The 17,449-nt window shown below is 56.3% G+C and carries 10 protein-coding genes and 1 tRNA gene; 8 read left to right on the top strand and 3 right to left on the bottom strand.

Annotation, left to right across the window (positions count from 1 at the left end; genetic code table 11):
* Window positions 1-2 precede the first annotated feature (2 nt).
* Both K0V07_RS09640 and K0V07_RS09635 read left to right on the top strand, forming a co-directional pair.
* The gene (locus K0V07_RS09640; RefSeq protein ID WP_220621175.1) at window positions 3-6,227 is read left to right on the top strand and encodes an RHS repeat-associated core domain-containing protein; all 6,225 of its coding nucleotides are present in this window, start codon (window positions 3-5) and stop codon (window positions 6,225-6,227) included.
* 310 nt (window positions 6,228-6,537) lie between these two features.
* Window positions 6,538-7,458 carry a KOW motif-containing protein gene (locus K0V07_RS09635; RefSeq protein ID WP_220621174.1) on the top strand — a complete coding sequence of 307 codons (921 nt, stop codon included), beginning with the start codon at window positions 6,538-6,540 and terminating at the stop codon, window positions 7,456-7,458.
* Window positions 7,459-8,798: 1,340 nt separating this feature from the next.
* Here the strand turns inward: K0V07_RS09635 and K0V07_RS09630 are convergent.
* The gene (locus K0V07_RS09630) at window positions 8,799-9,209 is read right to left on the bottom strand and encodes an NADAR family protein (RefSeq protein WP_220621173.1); all 411 of its coding nucleotides are present in this window, start codon (window positions 9,207-9,209) and stop codon (window positions 8,799-8,801) included.
* 93 nt (window positions 9,210-9,302) lie between these two features.
* Window positions 9,303-9,390 (bottom strand) — tRNA-Ser (locus tag K0V07_RS09625).
* 398 nt (window positions 9,391-9,788) lie between these two features.
* Between K0V07_RS09625 and K0V07_RS09620 the strand changes: the two genes are divergently transcribed.
* On the top strand, window positions 9,789-10,880 hold the full coding sequence (locus K0V07_RS09620) for a lipid A deacylase LpxR family protein (RefSeq protein ID WP_220621172.1): 1,092 nt from the start codon (window positions 9,789-9,791) through the stop codon (window positions 10,878-10,880).
* A 217-nt stretch (window positions 10,881-11,097) separates the two neighbouring features.
* On the opposite strand, the gene K0V07_RS09615 is transcribed toward K0V07_RS09620, so the two are convergent.
* Window positions 11,098-12,513, bottom strand: a complete 1,416-nt coding sequence (locus tag K0V07_RS09615) for a Mur ligase family protein (protein WP_220621171.1) — start codon at window positions 12,511-12,513, stop codon at window positions 11,098-11,100.
* A 247-nt stretch (window positions 12,514-12,760) separates the two neighbouring features.
* Between K0V07_RS09615 and purD the strand changes: the two genes are divergently transcribed.
* The 5 genes from purD to K0V07_RS16610 all read left to right on the top strand — a co-directional run bounded on the left by purD (window position 12,761) and on the right by K0V07_RS16610 (window position 17,443).
* Window positions 12,761-14,032, top strand: a complete 1,272-nt coding sequence (purD, locus tag K0V07_RS09610; protein WP_220621170.1) for a phosphoribosylamine--glycine ligase — start codon at window positions 12,761-12,763, stop codon at window positions 14,030-14,032.
* A gap of 82 nt (window positions 14,033-14,114) precedes the next feature.
* Complete coding sequence (locus K0V07_RS09605; protein WP_220621169.1) at window positions 14,115-14,618, top strand: low molecular weight protein arginine phosphatase; 504 nt, start codon at window positions 14,115-14,117, stop codon at window positions 14,616-14,618.
* A 1-nt stretch (window position 14,619) separates the two neighbouring features.
* Window positions 14,620-15,069: a ribose 5-phosphate isomerase B gene (rpiB, locus tag K0V07_RS09600; RefSeq protein WP_220621168.1), complete on the top strand. Its 450-nt coding sequence runs from the start codon at window positions 14,620-14,622 to the stop codon at window positions 15,067-15,069.
* Window positions 15,070-15,269: 200 nt separating this feature from the next.
* Window positions 15,270-16,547, top strand: coding sequence for a serine hydroxymethyltransferase (glyA, locus tag K0V07_RS09595; protein ID WP_220621167.1), 1,278 nt, complete (start codon window positions 15,270-15,272; stop codon window positions 16,545-16,547).
* Between the two features lie 146 nt (window positions 16,548-16,693).
* Entirely contained in the window at window positions 16,694-17,443 is a 750-nt protein-coding gene (locus K0V07_RS16610) for a prepilin-type N-terminal cleavage/methylation domain-containing protein (protein WP_286653015.1), read from the top strand.
* Window positions 17,444-17,449 lie beyond the last annotated feature (6 nt).

Below are 17,449 nucleotides of genomic sequence, written 5' to 3'. Positions count from 1 at the left end.
AGATGAATTTCAAGCTATTCGTTACCGCTGGTTTGCTCCTGTGCGGCCAGGCCATCAGTCACGCCTCAGAAACTCCGGCCTGGGCCATCACCGACAAGGAGGGCCGTCTGAAAGATTTTGTCGAACGGCACTTCATCAACCCGCCTTCCCCGGAAGAAGTTCAGGCGATGGCGGCTCTTGCCAGCCCGCAGATGCAGCTTGCATCGGTCACTCCGGCCTCGAACGGAATCGGCTTTGCTCCCGAGGCGATCACGCCCGAGATTCAGGAATTGGCCAAGGGGTTGCAGTATGACGCCCTGAAAATTTACGATTATTGCCTGAACCGCATCGAGTATGAGCACTATTGGGGCTCGTATAAAGGAGCGACATTGACACTGCTGGAGGGCAGCGGGAACTGCTTTGATACTTCCTCGCTGATGATTGCGCTATTGCGCGAATCAGGCTACACCGCCAACTACCGCTACGGCGTGAGAAGGGTGTATGACGGGGATCTTGAAGCCTGGCAGGGACTGGCCCTTTATGGCGGGCCGGATCTTCCTTTCGACCAATATACAAATGCGCAACTCGTTGCGGAGTATGGCATCCCGGCAGGTTGGGACCCCAATAACCCCACCGATGTCTATGATTGGCGGTTTATTCTCAACCGCATCAATTTCTCCATCTTCCGGGGTTATCCGGCCTTTGAGAGTGCCTTCGGCTATGGGCTGTACTGGGATATGCCTCACGTCTGGGTCGAAGTCACCGTGGACGGGACTCCCTACGAATTGGACCCGTGCTTTAAGCCTCAAGAGGCAGTGGGCACAGCGATTGACCTGAAAGCCGCCACGCAATACAACCGCGCCGCACTGCTGACAGCGGCGGGTGGAACGGCGTCGGGAAGCACCATTACCGGACTGAGTGAAACCAACATCGGGCAGGAGCTCACCGGCTATACCTCGAACCTGCTTCAATGGCTGAAAACCAATCATCCCGGCAAGTCCTTCGAGGAGATCATGGGCCGCTCGCGCAACATCCCCCTGACTGTTCCGTCTCTGGACTATTATTCACTCACTCAAGGTGTTGATTACCTGACCAGCCTTCCGTGGCTGACGACGACGACATGGACCACCATTCCGGCACAATGGACGCCCAAGCTGATTGTGACCATCGGCCAGTACAATTACTCGACCGGCCAGTTCACGAGCGTAGGCTATACCAACAGTGACATCCGGCTTAACTCCTTGCAGGGGCAGAAGCTCTCCCTGTGGTTCGATGGCAATCAGGCGAACTTTTGCCTGGATGAAGCCAGCCTTGCCAGTGTCAGCGTTTCTGGCGCAACGGTGGATATTGCCCTGAGTGTGAATCAACCCCACGGCGAATTCGACGCGGTGGGCAATTTTATCGACACCGGCTTGAACGATACGGGTACGCCCGTGGTCACGCGCTACGCCAAGGACGACACCAACGCCTATGCCTTTCCCTACAGCTTCCGGGCCGGGCCGCGCCTGATCCGTAAACGGCAGGACATCTTGCAGGGGTATATTCAGGGCGGGGCTGACGCGACCGATTGGCGCGTGCGGACAGAACTGCTCAATATCACCGGTGCCTCGTTCATGGAACAAACACGGATGAGCGACGAATTCGTGAACAGCCAGTTCGGGGTTATCCCAATGGCGTTTCACCGTTTTGGCAGGGTCGCCCAGGAGGAGAGCTATTATGTGGATATGTTCCTCCAAGCCGCAGGTCCCGAGTCCTTTAAGACCAACGAGGCAGACCGGCTCACTTCCAACCATGTGACTGCGCTTTTTGACAGCGCCCTTGAGCATGGCATTTTGGAGCAATCGCAGACTCCCGGCGATGAGGCCGTTTCCACCATCAAGGTGCTTCACCTCGCCAACGAGCAGAATATTCCGATCTACCGCATCGACAGCAGCAATTGGAACGGCTCCTTGCAGAGCACGCTTCAAAGCGCGGGCTATCCGGCCTCCGTTACCTCGGAAATCAATACGGCTGTCACCAGTGCGGATGGAATTGTCCTGATCCCCGCCGATGCTTCCATCACGCTGAACCAATGGACCGGCTACGCTTACGCCATCATGAAGGCTGACGGAAACGTCATGAAAATCAACAGCCTCAATGGTGGCTATAACACCATTGACATGGATTTCGACTACGACCTGTACTACGATAATTTCTACTACGAGTCTGGCTACCTGGACACGGGTTCCTCCGATATTTTCTACGTGAGTGATCCTGTCACCACGCCTCAGAATAGCAGTCGCGAGCCCGTGGATATGGCGAGCGGGGCCTATATGCTGGACAAAGTGGATTTGCAGTTGGGGCAGTCCGCGCCTCGGGGACTTGTTTTCTCCCGCAGCTACAATTCCAACCGTCGCTACGATATGTCGGCGGGACTGGGGTACGGCTGGACCCACAATCTCGACGCCTACATTACCGAGCGCAGCGCTCCGCGAGCTTCCCTCGGCAGCACCACACATTACCAGGCCGCCCCGTATCTGGCGGCTGTGGTCGCCGTTGTCGATTTATACACCGACCATACCACGCCGAAAGAATGGCTGACCGCCAGCCTTGCCGCCAAATGGGCCGTGGATCAGCTTTCCTACAACAGCGCCTCTGTCACGATGGGTGGACAGAGCATCGAGTTTGTGCGGATGCCCGATGGCGAATACCTTCCGCCCGCAGGGATCACCCTTTCGCTGACCAAGGATGGGGAAAACCCGTTCGTCCTGACTGAACGCAACGGCAATACCTATACGTTCAACGCTGACAACCGCCTTTCCACCATCAGCGATCAGTATGGCAAGACCCTGAGCTTCACCTACGCCGATGACCGTCTCACCACCGTCACGGATGCCTACAACCGCACACTCTCGCTGACTTGGAGCGGGGATAAGATTACCCGTGTCTCTGACAGCACAGGCCGGGAAGTGAACTACGCCTATACGGATGACGACTTGGTCACGGTCACGGATGCCGATGCCCACGATTGGGTGTATGTCTATGATACCGAGCACCGGATGACGGAGTTGCGTGACCCCTTGAGCCGGGTGATCGCTCAGAACGAGTATGACGCCCGCAGTCGTGTTTCCATCCAGAAGAATAAGGGCGATCCCAGCATGGCCTGGAATTTCTACTACAGCGGCTACGTGAACTGGGAGGTGGACCCTCAAGGCGGCTACATCGCCTATCATTACGATGATCGGGGCCGTGCCGTGTCCGTTGAGAACGCACTCGGGCAAGCCGATTGGCGCACCTATGACGGGCAGGATCATATCGTCGAACGTACCTCCCCGCTGGAGGAAACGACGACTTACCTTTACGACGCGGACAACAACTTGACCGAAACCACTGATCCTTTAACCAACGTTGCTTCCAACATCTATGACGGCGAGTTTCGGCTCCAGAGCGCGACGGATTTCCGGGGCAACACGATGAGTTACACCTACAACGACAAGGATCAGGTGCTCACCGTGACAGATGCCAAAAACATCGTCGTCCAGACCAATACCTACGATGCCAACGGGAACCTGGAAACCGTTACGGACGCTGACGACAACACCACGACGTATTCCTACGATGCTTACGGAAACATCAATCGGATCGACTATCCCAATGATGATTTCGAAACCTTCATCTACAATGCCCGAGGCGATCTGCTGTCTCATACCAACTCTCGTAACTTCACGACGACCTTTACTTACAACAATCGCCGCCAGATGCTTGTCACGACCTATTCCGACACGACAACGTCAGTCAATACCTACGACGGGTGTGGAAACTTGGCCTCTGAACAGGACTCCAACGGCAACGTCACCAGCTACACCTACAGTGCCAGCGGAAAACTGTTGACCACGACGCTCCCGACTACAGACGCCGGAGCCGCCATCATTACCAACACGTATGACTCGCGGGACTGGCTGGAAACGACCACCGATTCGCTGGACCGTACCACTACCTTCACCTATGATGCTGCCGGACGGGTCATTGCCGCGACCAATCCACTCGATGAAACCGCGCAGACACAGTTCGACGCAAACGGGCGTGTGTCCGCCAGCATCAACCCGCTGGAATACGACACCGGCTACGGGTATGATGCCAGGGGCAACCGCACCACGCTGACAGATGCCAACGACAAGGTTATTACTTATGGGTATGATGAAAACGGCAATCAAACCAGCATTCTCAATCGGCGCAACGCGACGTTCTCGTTCACTTACGATCCGAACAACCGCTTGTTGACGACTGCGACCCCGACCAATCGGACAACCACGCAAATCTGGAATGACCGGGGATTGCTGGCGAGCATTGAGGAGCCTTCCGGCCAGACCACGACCTTTTCCTACGACGAACGCGGGCGCGTGGATACCAAGACCGACCCCGTTGCTACAACCAGCTACACGCTGGATAGTGAGGGGAACGTTGAAACGGTTACTGAAAATGGAGCATCCATCACACGTGTTTTCGATGATCTGAACCGTATCACCAGCTATACCGACAGCGAAGACAACACCATTGGCTACGGATATGACGATAACGGCAACCTGACTTCATTGACCTATCCGGGCAACAAAACGGTGACCTATACCTATAATGAAAGGAATCAGCTAAAGACGGTAACAGACTGGCAGAACCGCCTCACCACGTACACCTATGACCTGACCGGACGCCTGGCGCAGGTCGATCTTCCAAATGGGACCAGTCGCCATATCGTCTATGACGATGCCGACCGCGTTACGCGAATGGAGGAACGCAAGGCCAATGACCACCTGTTTGCCCTGACGATACTGCAATATGACGATGCGGGCCAAGTCACGGGCGAGTTCAAGGCTCCCATCTCGGAAACGCTCAATCTGCCGACCGCCAGCGCCACTTACGACCAGGACAACCGGATTTCAGTTTTCAACGGGCTCACGCTGGCCTACGACCTCGATGGCAATATGACCAGCGGGCCGCTCATGGATGACACCTTGGTCAGCTATTCCTTCGACGCCCGCAACAGGCTGACCGAAGTCGATGGTCACGTGTACACGTATGACGCCGAAGGCAACCGGATCGCCAGTACCTATCAGGGGGAAACGACAACCTATGTCGTCGATGCCAATGCCGCGCTTTCCCGCACGCTCATGCGGACTACACCGGAAGGAACCACCTACTACGTTTATGGCTCCGGCCTGCTTTACGAAGTATCCGAGGCCGAGGAAATCAAGACCTACCATTTCGACAACCGGGGCAGCACTGTTGCCATCGTCGCCGATGACGGACTGGAGATAACGGACCGGGTGGAATACTCGCCTTATGGCATCACGACCAAGCGGGAGGGTACCACCGACACCCCGTTCCTCTACAATGGCAAGTTCGGTGTGATGACTGATGATACCGGCCTGCTTTTCATGCGCTCGCGCTATTACAACCCGCATCTGCGCCGCTTCATTAATCCCGACCCGATTGGGTTCTCGGGAGGCATGAACTGGTATGCCTATGCGGACGGGAATCCGATTTCCAATACGGACCCCTTTGGCCTGTGGAGTTGGAATCAAACCTTCGGTGTTCTGAAAGCTATTGGAGGCGCCGTAGAGGTGGCTGCTGGTGTAGCATTAGGGGCAGCTACAAGTTGGACTGGCGTTGGCGCTATTGCAGGTGGAGCAGTTGCAGTGCACGGACTAGATACTTTTCAGGCGGGCATTCGTCAGGCTATCAGCGGAGAACAAACCGATACGCTAACCTCAACGAGTTTACAGGCTGCCGGGTTAAGTCGTAATAGTGCTAACCTTCTGGATACCGGCATTAGTGTCGTCGGAACTTTTGGAGCGGGGTCGATGGCAAGTTCGCTTTCCCGCACACAAGGGTTGGTTCACCTGACGGATGATGCAACGGCTTTAACAATTAATCAGACCCAGCGACTTGTAAGTAGTTCAGGGAATTATGCGGGACCAGTTGCTAACGCTTCAGCCAGTGGAATCGGGGTCACTCTTCGAACGGGCTTGAATCCTGGCAATTATTCTGCCGTGCAGATACCCGCAACTGCCGCCGATTCGTTTACAGCCGTCAGAGCGGTTGGACCATTTACAACTTGGCAATCAATAACAGGTCAAGCTTACACCGCAGCCGGTTCCCTTAATCTTGCTACGGGAAATCTTGCAAGAACTGGTTTAAACTATGGACAGTCTGTTTTTTATGGGCTTGACGCAATGTTTACAGGCTCAAGGTTTATTGAATCTTTCAAATAAAAAGGTAACTTATAATGGGTCTAGTTCCAAAAATTCTTGGATCACTCCTTGGAATATCCATACTTCTTTTAGTCGTTAGCTACTTCACGCACAGTGAGACATTAAACCTGATTGGGAGTATTTTTCTAGGAGTATTTGGAATCTCGATTGTCGTAATCCTTTTTCTTGCAATAATAGAAATAGGTAAAAAGAACGGCAAATAGATATATCAGTGGAAGTCCAATCGGTTAAATACCAACCAATGGATTTATGTTTTCACAAAAAAAACCATTGATGCATACGATTCTGAGAAACGCATATGTAGTCCCCCGTGAATAGCCAAAAGAGCTTGTTAGCGTGCTTGGAAGAACGCTTTTATCCCTACGTGCAAAGCCTGGGATTTGTGCGAGATTCTTCATCTTGTAAAAATGTAATCTCCTTCAGGAGAAGCGTTTTAGATAAAACACATATTTTTGCCATATTTGGAAACGTCCACAAAAACAAAAGATTCACCTTGGAATTCGCGGAAGTCCCCCAAGCGGGAGTGGATTGGGGCAGTAAGCACTTTTCTGCCGACACAATATTACCGGACCACTTTGTCCTATCAAGGGGAAGGCTCCTGAGCGGAGCAATGTTGGCCTACTTTGGTAGAGGCGGTAGCCTGCTAAGGCGAATTATTCCCCAAAAAAACAACGAGGATTCTACGGTGGATGAACTCATGAGCCTGTTTCCAGAAGTGCAGGATTGGTGGAGCGACAAAAAAATAGGCAGGCACATCGCCATATTCAAAAAGGTGGAACCACCACGTCCGCCGAACTTTTCACGTGTTGAGACGACCGGCATTTCTCTCAGGAAGCCCAATCTTATCCAAAAATTCTTTGCCATTGAAGTAGCGTGGACGGCGCTGTTCCTTTGTACTGCTCTGCTAATTGCAATACTCCTTGCCTATCCAGCCTATCCCCAATGGGGGCATCTCATTGTCTTGATTCCTGTTTCTGCGGGCGGTGGAACGATGGTTACCTGCCTGTTGTTACATATCCTTTTCCGTATTTGCGCAAAGTGCAATGGGGGGCCATTTCACAAGGGGGATATAGTACAGATCATCCGTGGGAAAAACGCAGGAAAGACCGGTGAAATTTATGAAGAATGGCCCACTAGAAACCAAGTCAGGATAGCGATTGGTCTAAAAGAATGGAAAGAGGCCGACGACGTTTATTCATATGTCCAGATCATCAAGCGAAAGAGCAGATAGTACATGGAAATCAGAAAGCTTAAAGGGGTAGCATGTTATGTGGGCGGATTGTTGATTCTTCTCTTGCTCCTGAGCATTATGCAGATGGATCAAGCAACGTCGGATATAATTCTGAGGAATTTCCTCAATATCACGATAGGCTATTTCATTGGGACCCAAATGACATTTACCGTCTTTAATCGGTGCTACATTAGTTCGCTGGTTCCTCTTTTGTCCTTCATCTAGGGTTTAGCTGACTCACTCATCAGCCAAAAAACGTTGAAAACCATCTCATGGGAGTAAGAATGTGAGTTCACAATGGATAATATTTTCCAGACAATGACGCGGAGGTTTAGAGCAGAAAACCGGGCTTATTTGTGTACGTTCTTAACCAGTGTAACGCTGAGCGCATTTCTATGCGTTCTTCCCGAAGGGCGAATTTGGATACCTGCGTCGTTGGTTCTCCTGGCGCTGGTAGGGATGCGTTTCTATAAAGCAGGCCGACAGCATTATTACATTGAGAAGGCGATAAATCAGCCTGAATCCGTCTATTGGCTGCAAACAAAGGAGCATTCGAGAAAAGTCACTATTCATTTCACAAACGGGACCAAGGTCGCGACCATCGTGCATCGGGAGGTTAAGAGAGCCATGATAGGATGGATTCTAGAGATCAACAACTCCGTTGCTGTTGGCAAGTTCTGCAACGTTCGACTCGGAAAGCTAGGCCAATTGACGACTTAGCCAGAGCATCGACGAGATTATAAGCATACCCCTCATGCCACTGGGTACAACTCGCCTCAACTCAAAGACCTTAATTATACCTTGACTCCGGGGCCATCAAAGTCTAAGTATATTAACTATGAATGAGTTAGGGATTATTATCCGAGTCCCTCCCTCTCCGCCATTCGACGCGCTGCGCTTGCTCATGGCAGGCCCACAACGTGAAGTTTGCAACACTTGCATGGAACTGCCCGAAGGGATCAAACGCGTCAACGGAACGAAGTGTAGATGGCGAAGCAATGCCCTGAGCCTGTCGAAGGGCTTTCTTGGATTTACATCCTGCTCTGAAGGGATAAATCGCTCCAAAGCTGTTCGTATTTCCTTACCATGCGTCCAGCCACAAGCGCTCGGCGTTTGATCCGAATGAGGCCGTTGCCCCTACGGGACTGCGAACCTGGCTGATGTGGCCTCTATCTCGCAGGGAGAGTTTGCACGTCACGCTAGAATGCCACGCCAACGGCTGTGCTCTTTTTATGCTCTTTTACGGTGTAGCGGCCGACCTTGCTGATCTATATTATATAGATCAACTTGCAGATGTAGCAGGGGGCTGACCGATAGCTGATCAGAGCGAGTGCTTTTGATCAGCCCTGGTTCAGCTCGTCACGAATCCGCATCAAGATGCTACCGGTGGTGTTTTCGCCTCGGCCATCAGCACCGATGCCCCAGAAGTCGTCGGCAGCCATATGGTCGTAGAGCCGACCAGTGCTGCTCTTCAGGCGTTCGGCCATCTCAGGGTGCTGCTTGAAGCGTGCCCGGATCGCGCGTTCCATGGTGGCGACTTTCACCTGCTCCCAGTCTGCGCGTAGGGGGTAGTTGCGGGTTTGGCCGAGGGCTGCGCACAGGTAGGGGTTCTCGCACGCCTTGATTTTGTCGATGATTGCCGCATCAGTGAATTTCTCGGCCTGATAGTATTGCTCGGCCGAGTGCCATTGATGCCCGTCGATTCCAATCGGGATCACTGACAGGTTCGAATAGATATCCTGCTCAATCATGGGAGCGTTAGTCGCTGTTGTGGGGGCTGAAGTGATGGGAACGGTATTAAATACCTTAGGCCTAGCCTTTAAATATCACCATGTCCACAACAGTGGCGGAGAGGGAGGGATTCGAACCCTCGGTACCTTGCGGTACACCTGATTTCGAGTCAGGCACGATCGGCCACTCTGCCACCTCTCCACGCAAAGCAGTAACGTAATAGGGGCATAATGAAGGGATTCAACTCATAAATCCACAGAAAGGGTCGTTTTTGTCACGTATGCCACCCTAAGTTTCCCGCACGTATGGAGCCCAACAGAGGTCTCCAACTGATCGCTTTTTTTAGGCCAACCCAAAGCAATTGCTTGACAGTCCGGTATATTAATAAAATAAAAATTTGAATAATGACATTCTGACATCCGACGTTTTATCGACTGAATAAAGCTGGTCTCGAGTTCCAAGCGCTTAATATTTTACACAGAAATAACAGGTTTTTTTGCCGCTATACGCACTGCAAAAAACGTTTGCCATCCCTGTAGCCGCTTGGCATCTATAAAGTTACCTAAATTGTTACAATTCGCTAGATTGGTCTGACTCCCATGAAAAAACTGTATGCTGCTTTTGTATTCCTGTGCCTGGCCGTAACTGCCAATGCTCAGGATAGCTTGATAAAGAACGGCAAGGCTGCCTCAAGTGACACCCTCACCCTTAAGTGGGAGAATGACGTCTTTGCCGGGACCGATAAATGGTACACCAACGGCATGCAGGTCGCTTGGACGCTGGCTGACGTGCGTACGTGGGATACGCCCCTGAGCAGCGAAGACTGGGCGCAGGACCGCTTCTCCTCCAAGCTCCCCAGCTGGGCACAGTTCCTGGTCAGCACCCTTCCCTTTTCCGAGGATTACGAAAATAATCTGTACCGGGTGAGCTTCAACATCGGGCAAAACATGTACGCGCCCGAGAATATCGACATCGCCACCCCGCAGCCGACGCAGCGCCCATGGGCGGGCTGGCTCTACCTGGCCCCGTCCTTTATCGTACAGGGCGAGAACCGCATGGACGTGTTCGAGCTTTCCTTCGGCGTGGTGGGTTCTTACTCCGGCGCCGAGGCTGCCCAGAAGTTCATCCACAAGGACATCCTTGGCGGACATGAGCCGATGGGCTGGAGCAACCAGCTCGCCAACGAATTTGCCTTCAATCTGTCCTGGCAGCGCTACTGGCGCTTTGTGCTGACAGAGGAAACCAAGCGGACCTTTGGCGCGGACTTCGTCGGTAATGCCGGGTTCACCGCCGGTAACGTGTACGTCTACGGTAACGCTGGCTTTATGCTGCGCGCCGGCTACAACATCCCCCACGACTACGGCACCTCGCTGATCCGCTCCGCTGGCACCTACGCCAACCCGGTGGACGACGGCGACCCCCGTCTGAGTGACGGGATGGACCTGAGTATTTATGGCTTCGTCGGCACCCAGCAGTACATCATGGGCCGCAACATTTTCCTCCAGGGCAACACCTTCGCAAACAGTGCCAGCATCGGCATGAAGAACTGGGTGGGCGACTTTAACGGTGGCGTCGGCATGAGCCTCGGCCCCGTCCTAACCACCTTTACCATGAACTGGCGCTCCAACGAATTTGACGGTGAGAGCGGCGGCCAGTGGTTCGGTGCTGTCGACATCAGCGTCCTGTTCTAAACGCGCGGAGCGGCAGGATCACTGATGGCTCCACAAGGATTGGAGCCATGGGCTGCGGCGGTTGACCCCAGCTCAAACGAACTTCGTTTGGCATCACTTGCGCTTATCCCACGCCGGTAGGGCGCGAAACGCTTAGGCGGATTGCCATTGTCAGTGAGCGCAGGGGCAGAGCCCCATAAATGCTGCTCCAGTCGGAGTGTCCGATGCGGTCACGCACTCACACCTGCGCCAGGTAGAGCGGGAGTTTACCGCCAAAGGCACCGTTGGAGAAAATGACCACGCAGCGCGGCTGAGCGGTTTCGTTGACGGTGGCAGCGGTGAGTGAATCCAGCAGCGCGTCAAAGGAATCACAGGCATGGGCGGCGATGCCGCCGGTGGCCAGCGCGCGAGCCATGCGGACGGTGTCGAGCCGGTCCTCCTCGGCATAGCGATCAGCCCGGTGGACGGGCGCGAGAAACACCTCGTCGGCCCCGGCAAGAGCGTCGGTAAAGGCTTGCTGAAAGCGTGAGGTGCAGGCGGTGTTGCTGCGCGGCTCGAAGCAGGCGGTCAGCCGCCACTCCGGGTAGCGTGCCCGCAGGGAAACAAGCGTCTGCGCAATCGCCGTCGGGTGGTGTCCAAAGTCTTCCAGCACGGTCAGGCCGGGTCGGTCGAGGCGCACCTCTTGCCGCCGCTTAACGCCCTGAAAATCCTTGAGCGCGGAAAGGTCGATCGACTCGGGCTTGAGCGGATCGAGTATAAGCCCCGCGGACACGGCTGCCATGGCCGCGTTGCGGGCATTAAAGAGACCGGGCAGGCTCCAGGCGATCTCTGTGCGTGCCCCGCCGGGCCAGCACAGGGTGAAGCGTGAGCCTTCCGGGCTCTCCTCAAAGTCGGCGATCCGGCAGTCGGCGTTTTCCCCTACCCCGACCGAGATACAGCGCGTCCACGGCACGGGCATGAGACTGCTCAGCGTGGGCTCATCGGCGTTGTAGAGGATGGCCCCACCCTGCGGCACGAGGCGCGTGAGGTGCCGGAAGCTGCGCACGATGTCCTCCAGATCGCGGAAGATGTCCCCGTGGTCGAACTCAAGGTTATTCATCACGAGCACACGCGGCTGGTAGTGGATGAACTTGCTGCGTTTGTCGAAAAAGGCTGAGTCGTACTCGTCGCCCTCAATAGCAAAGGGGCCGCCTGCCTCGCCCAGCTCGCAGCCGCTGGGCAAATCGCGCGGCACTCCGCCGATCATCCAGCCGGGCCGGGCGGCGTTCTTCTCCAGTAAATAGGCAGCGAGGCTCGTGGTGGTGGTCTTGCCGTGCGTACCGGAGATAACGATGTTCCGGCGCGCCGAGAGAATCTCGCGGCTAACCAGCTCGGGCAGCGAGACAAAGGGAAACTTCCGCGTCTCCAGCAGCCACTCGACCTCGGGGTTGCCGCGGCTCATGGCGTTACCGATCACAACGGTATCCGGGGCCAGTTCCTCCAGCCGCTGCGGGTCGAAGCCCTCCATCACGTCGATTTCCGCCCCGGCCAGCAGGTCGGACATCGGCGGATAGATGCCGGTGTCGGAGCCGCTCACGTCGTGCCCCTGGCGTTTCATCAGGACCGCGACGTTACCCATCGCGGTGCCACAGATTCCCATGAAGTAGATTTTCAAAGTGATTGGAGAGTTTTTAGTTTTTTAAGGGATTAGCTCACACAGAGGCACGGGGGCACGGAGGATGAAAAAGTATTCCATGGATGACGCTTACATAATTATCTCCGTGCCTCTGTGCCTCCGTGTGAGTTATAAAAAATAGCATTCCGCCGCTCACCCGAGTTTTTCGAGAAACGGCCTAGACAAGGGATAAGCCGATAACCACGATGGCGGGAAGCATAAATAACCCCACAGCTATTTTGTTGATATGAAAGTGATGATCATCGGTTCCGGCGGGCGTGAACACACCCTGCTCAAGTCCTGTCTCGCCAGCCCGCTGGTGGACGAGGTTTTCGCCGCCCCCGGTAACGGCGGCATGCAGGCCGAGGCCCGCTGCCTGCCCCTCGATGTGGAGGATATCCCCGCCACCGTCAAGATGGCGCAGGACGAAAAGGTGGACTTCGTCATCGTCGGCCCGGAGGTCCCGCTGAGCCTGGGTGCGGTTGACGCGCTGGCCGAGGTCGGCATCCCCGCCTATGGCCCGAACAAGGCCGCTGCCCGCCTGGAGGCTAGCAAGACCTTCACCAAGGACTTTCTGCTGCGCCACAATATCCCCACCGCCATGGGTAAGCGCTGCACCGACCTGAACGAAGCCCTCGACTACCTCAAGGGCCAGTCCTACCCCATCGTGATCAAGGCCGACGGCCTGGCGGCAGGTAAGGGCGTGATCATCGCCGCGAATTTCGAAGACGCCGAGCGCACCGCACACGACATGCTCATCCGCAACACCTTCGGCGAGAGCGGCCACGAGATCCTGATCGAGGAGTTTATGGACGGCGAAGAGGCCTCCATCATGCTGATGGTCAGCGGGCAGGACTATGTCATGCTGCCCCCCAGCCAGGACCACAAGCGCATCGGCGAGGGGGACACCGGCCTCAACACCGGCGGGATGGGTGCCTACGCCCCGGCCGCCGTCGTCACCCCCGAGATCAACGAAAAAGTGGTCAAGGAGATCATCGAGCCGACACTGGCCGGACTTGTCGCCGACGGCATCACCTTCCGGGGCACCCTTTACATCGGGATCATGATCGTCAAGGGCCAGCCCAAGGTGGTCGAGTTCAACGTGCGCTTCGGAGACCCCGAGACGCAGGTGCTCCTGCCCCTGCTTCAGGATGACCCGGTCAAGATCATGCTCGACTGCGCCAAGGGCACCCTGAAGCCTGCTGAGGTCAAGATCAGCGACGGCTACGCCATGGTCGTCGTCATGGCGGCTGCGGGCTATCCCAGCGGCTATGAAAAGGGCAAGCCGATCAGCTTCCCGTCTGAGGTGGAGCCCGGCACGGCGATCATCCACGCCGGCACCAAGCAGCTTGACGACGGCACCATCGTGACCAGTGGCGGGCGCGTGCTCGGGATCACCGGCACCGGCAAGACCCTCAAGGAGGCCGCTGAGCGCACCTACGCCCTGTGCGATCAGGTCAGCTTTGAGGGGGCGCAACTGCGCCGCGACATCGGCTACCGTCAGCTCGCCCGCGAGTAAGTCTTCTTTCCTGCAGCGGAAGGCCCCTGATACGTTTGTCGCTTTACAAGCGGTGGGTCTGCTGCCACTTTTCTGAACACGCATGGCTGACCGAAACCACGTGACCGTCGTCTGCACGGCGAATATCTGCCGCAGCCCCATGGGCGAGAAGCTTCTCGCGCACGCCCTTCAGGCCGAAGCAGCTCCTCTCAACGCTATCGTGGTAGATTCTGCCGGGGTTTCCGCCTTTTCGGGGGAACCGGCCTCGGTCAACTCCGTGCGTGCTCTGAAAAAAGTCGGCCTGGATGCTTCCTCTCACCAAAGCCAGGGCATGACTCAGTCCATTATCGATCGCTCACTGGCCATCTTTTGCATGACCGAATCCCACCGCTCCCTGATCGATATGCAGTTCCAAAGGACCACCCCCCACATCTACCTGTTTCGGGAGCTGATGGGCGGCGGCGCCGCGGTGGAAATCCCCGACCCTTTCGGCAGCAGCTTGCCCGCCTATGAGGCAGCCCGGGACAGCATGGTTGAGGCCGTGCCGTCTATCGTGGCCTTTCTCAAAGAGCATTACGACGAGCTGAAAAACCCGACTCCAGCTTAACATGAAAATCTCTCTCGGTTCAGACCATGGCGGCGTTGACTTGAAAAACGCCGTCCTGCAAGTGCTTAAGGACATGGGCCACGAGGCCATTGACCGTGGCGCCTACGACCACCAGCGCGTGGACTATCCCGACTACGGTAAGGCCGTGGCCGAGGATGTCGCGGGCGGACGGGCCGACTTTGGCGTGCTTGTGTGCACGACCGGCATCGGTATCTCCATCAGTGCCAACAAGGTACGCGGCATCCGCGCCGCCGTCGTCTCGAATGAGGACGGGGCCGAATTCTCCCGCCGCCACAACAACGCCAACATCATCTGCTTCGGGCAGAAGTACCAGACCGCCTACGAGGCCGCCAAGTTTACCCGGATCTTCCTGGAAACGCCGTATGACGGTGGCCGCCACCAGGTCCGCCTGGATAAAATCTCCGCCATCGAGCAGGAAAACGGCCGCTAAAGCGGCTTGCCCTTTACACCCGGTGCTTCCGCCCCCGGGATAGGCCTCTGCCCCACTAACGCAGGTCCAACCGGACCTCGCGATGCTGTGCCCTGATAACAGGGTCAACGCCCCTGTCCGCGTGACCGGAAAAAACACCCGGTGAGCACCTGCCCGCTTGACTCCTGGCCCGGTCTGTCGCTTAGATGTGACCTTTTACCATGAGCGAAAACAAGTCCTCGACCCTCAATGCCGCTTCGCTGGCCGACTACGATCCTGAGATCTACAACGCCATCAGCCAGGAGTGCCACCGTCAGCAGACCCATATCGAGTTGATCGCCTCGGAGAATTTCACTCTCCCGGCCGTCATGGAAGCCGCTGGCAGCGTGCTGACCAACAAGTATGCCGAGGGCTACCCGGGCAAGCGCTACTACGGCGGCTGCGACTACGTGGACGTAGTCGAAACGCTCGCCATCGAGCGGGCCAAGGCCCTCTTTGGCGCGGACCACGCCAATGTCCAGCCCCATGCTGGCAGCCAGGCTAACATCGCCGTCTACACCGCCATGCTCAACCATGGCGACAAGATCCTGACCATGCGCCTGTCCGACGGCGGCCACCTCACCCACGGCAGCCCCGTTAACTTCTCGGGTAAGAACTACGAGGTCGTCCACTACGGCGTCAGCCCGGAAAACGGCCAGATCGACTACGAAGAGCTGGCCGAGATGGCCGCCAAGGAAAAGCCGAAGATGATCACCGTCGGTGCCTCGGCCTACCCGCGCTCGATTGATTTTGAGAAAATGGGCGAAATCGCCCGCTCCGTGGGCGCACTGCTCATGGCCGACATCGCCCACATCGCGGGCCTCGTCGCAGCCGGTGAGCACCCGAACCCCGTCCCGCACGCCGACTTTGTCACCACGACCACGCACAAGACCCTGCGCGGCCCCCGTGGCGGCCTCATCATGTGCAAGGCCGAACACGCCAAGGCCATCGACATGGCCGTGTTCCCGATGAACCAGGGCGGCCCGCTCATGCACATCATCGCCGCCAAGGCCGTGTGCTTCAAGGACGCCGCCACCCCGGAGTTCAAGAAGTACCAGCACCAGATCGTCCTCAACGCCGCTGCACTTGCGAAGGGCCTGATGGACAAGGGCTTCGACCTTTGCAGTAACGGCACCGACAACCATCTGATGGTGCTGGACTTCCGCAAGAGCCACCCCGAGCTATCCGGCCTCAAGGCCCAGCGTGCCCTCGACCTGGCCAACATCACCACCTCCCGCAGCTCCGTGCCCGGTGACACCCGCAAGCCCTACTACACCTCGGGTCTGCGCCTGGGCTCCCCCGCCGTCACCACTCGTGGCATGGGCGAGGCCGAGATGGCCGTCATCGCCGAGGCTATCGCCATGGTGCTGAATGCCCCGGAGGACGAGGCCCAGATCACCGCTGCCCGCGACAAGGTGCTCGCCCTGGCTGAACGCTTTCCCCTGCCCTACAAGGGCTAGAGAAATCCCGCTTAAACCACATTCCAAGAAAGAATTGACCCAGAGGCGACACCGAGGTGATATAGGTTAATTATACAAAGATCGTTATCCCTCGCTCCGCCCTGCGGGCGTCGTCTCAACCCACGATAAACCTCTCCCGAATAATCATGACCTACAAAAATCATACCCTGACCCGTAAGGGCTTTACACTCATCGAGTTGCTTACCGTTATCGCGATTATCGGTATCCTCGCCGCCATTATTATCCCGACTGTGGGCTCGGTGCAGACCCGTGCCGCCCGCACGAAGTCACAGAGCAATCTGCGCCAGATCGCCACGGCCTACAATAACTACGCCAACTCTGGCTCACGTACCAAGACCATCAGCCAAACCGCTGAAGGCGAAGATGCTGACTACGCCACAGCCAGCACGGTCAAGGAATGGGCCGAGCTGCTCGCCTACCATGCCGACCTTACGGACGCCTCCCTGTGGTTCATCGATTCGGACGAATACCTCTCCAACTACAACGGCACCCTTCCCCGTGCCATCGGTATCAAGCGCAACGGAACCTTTACCGAAACCACCGAGTGGGGCTCCCTGCCGGAGTACACCATGGGCTATGCCGTGGTCGTAAACATGAGCTCTAACGCTCCTGCCTCCACCACTCCGCTCCTCTGGACAAAGGGCTTGGACACCACAACAGGTACCTGGGACTCCGATTCACCCTGGCAGGGTAACGGTGGCCACATCGCCTTCATGGACGCCCACGTTGAATGGTTCCCGAACCTCACCGATGACGACTACAAGCTGACCCCCGGCAGTGCCGCTGAAGGTACCGCCTCCACCAGCAGCATCACTGAGGCAGTCGCAACCACTAACTCGACGGAAATCCTCAAGCCGCCTTCACCGGGTGCCTAAGCACTC

Source organism: Ruficoccus sp. ZRK36 (genome assembly GCF_019603315.1).
Taxonomy (GTDB): domain Bacteria; phylum Verrucomicrobiota; class Verrucomicrobiia; order Opitutales; family Cerasicoccaceae; genus Ruficoccus.
Note: the sequence above shows the minus strand (reverse complement) of the source record. Positions and strands in the feature narration are given on the sequence as shown.

Excerpts from the sequence above, each read along its gene's own strand:
- K0V07_RS09640 (WP_220621175.1), top strand. The coding sequence starts at position 3 with ATGAATTTCAAGCTATTCGTTACCGCTGGTTTGCTCCTGTGCGGCCAG.
- K0V07_RS09630 (WP_220621173.1), bottom strand. The coding sequence starts at position 9,209 with ATGATTGAGCAGGATATCTATTCGAACCTGTCAGTGATCCCGATTGGA.
- K0V07_RS09620 (WP_220621172.1), top strand. The coding sequence starts at position 9,789 with ATGAAAAAACTGTATGCTGCTTTTGTATTCCTGTGCCTGGCCGTAACT.
- purD (WP_220621170.1), top strand. The coding sequence starts at position 12,761 with ATGAAAGTGATGATCATCGGTTCCGGCGGGCGTGAACACACCCTGCTC.
- K0V07_RS09605 (WP_220621169.1), top strand. The coding sequence starts at position 14,115 with ATGGCTGACCGAAACCACGTGACCGTCGTCTGCACGGCGAATATCTGC.
- rpiB (WP_220621168.1), top strand. The coding sequence starts at position 14,620 with ATGAAAATCTCTCTCGGTTCAGACCATGGCGGCGTTGACTTGAAAAAC.
- glyA (WP_220621167.1), top strand. The coding sequence starts at position 15,270 with ATGAGCGAAAACAAGTCCTCGACCCTCAATGCCGCTTCGCTGGCCGAC.
- K0V07_RS16610 (WP_286653015.1), top strand. The coding sequence starts at position 16,694 with ATGACCTACAAAAATCATACCCTGACCCGTAAGGGCTTTACACTCATC.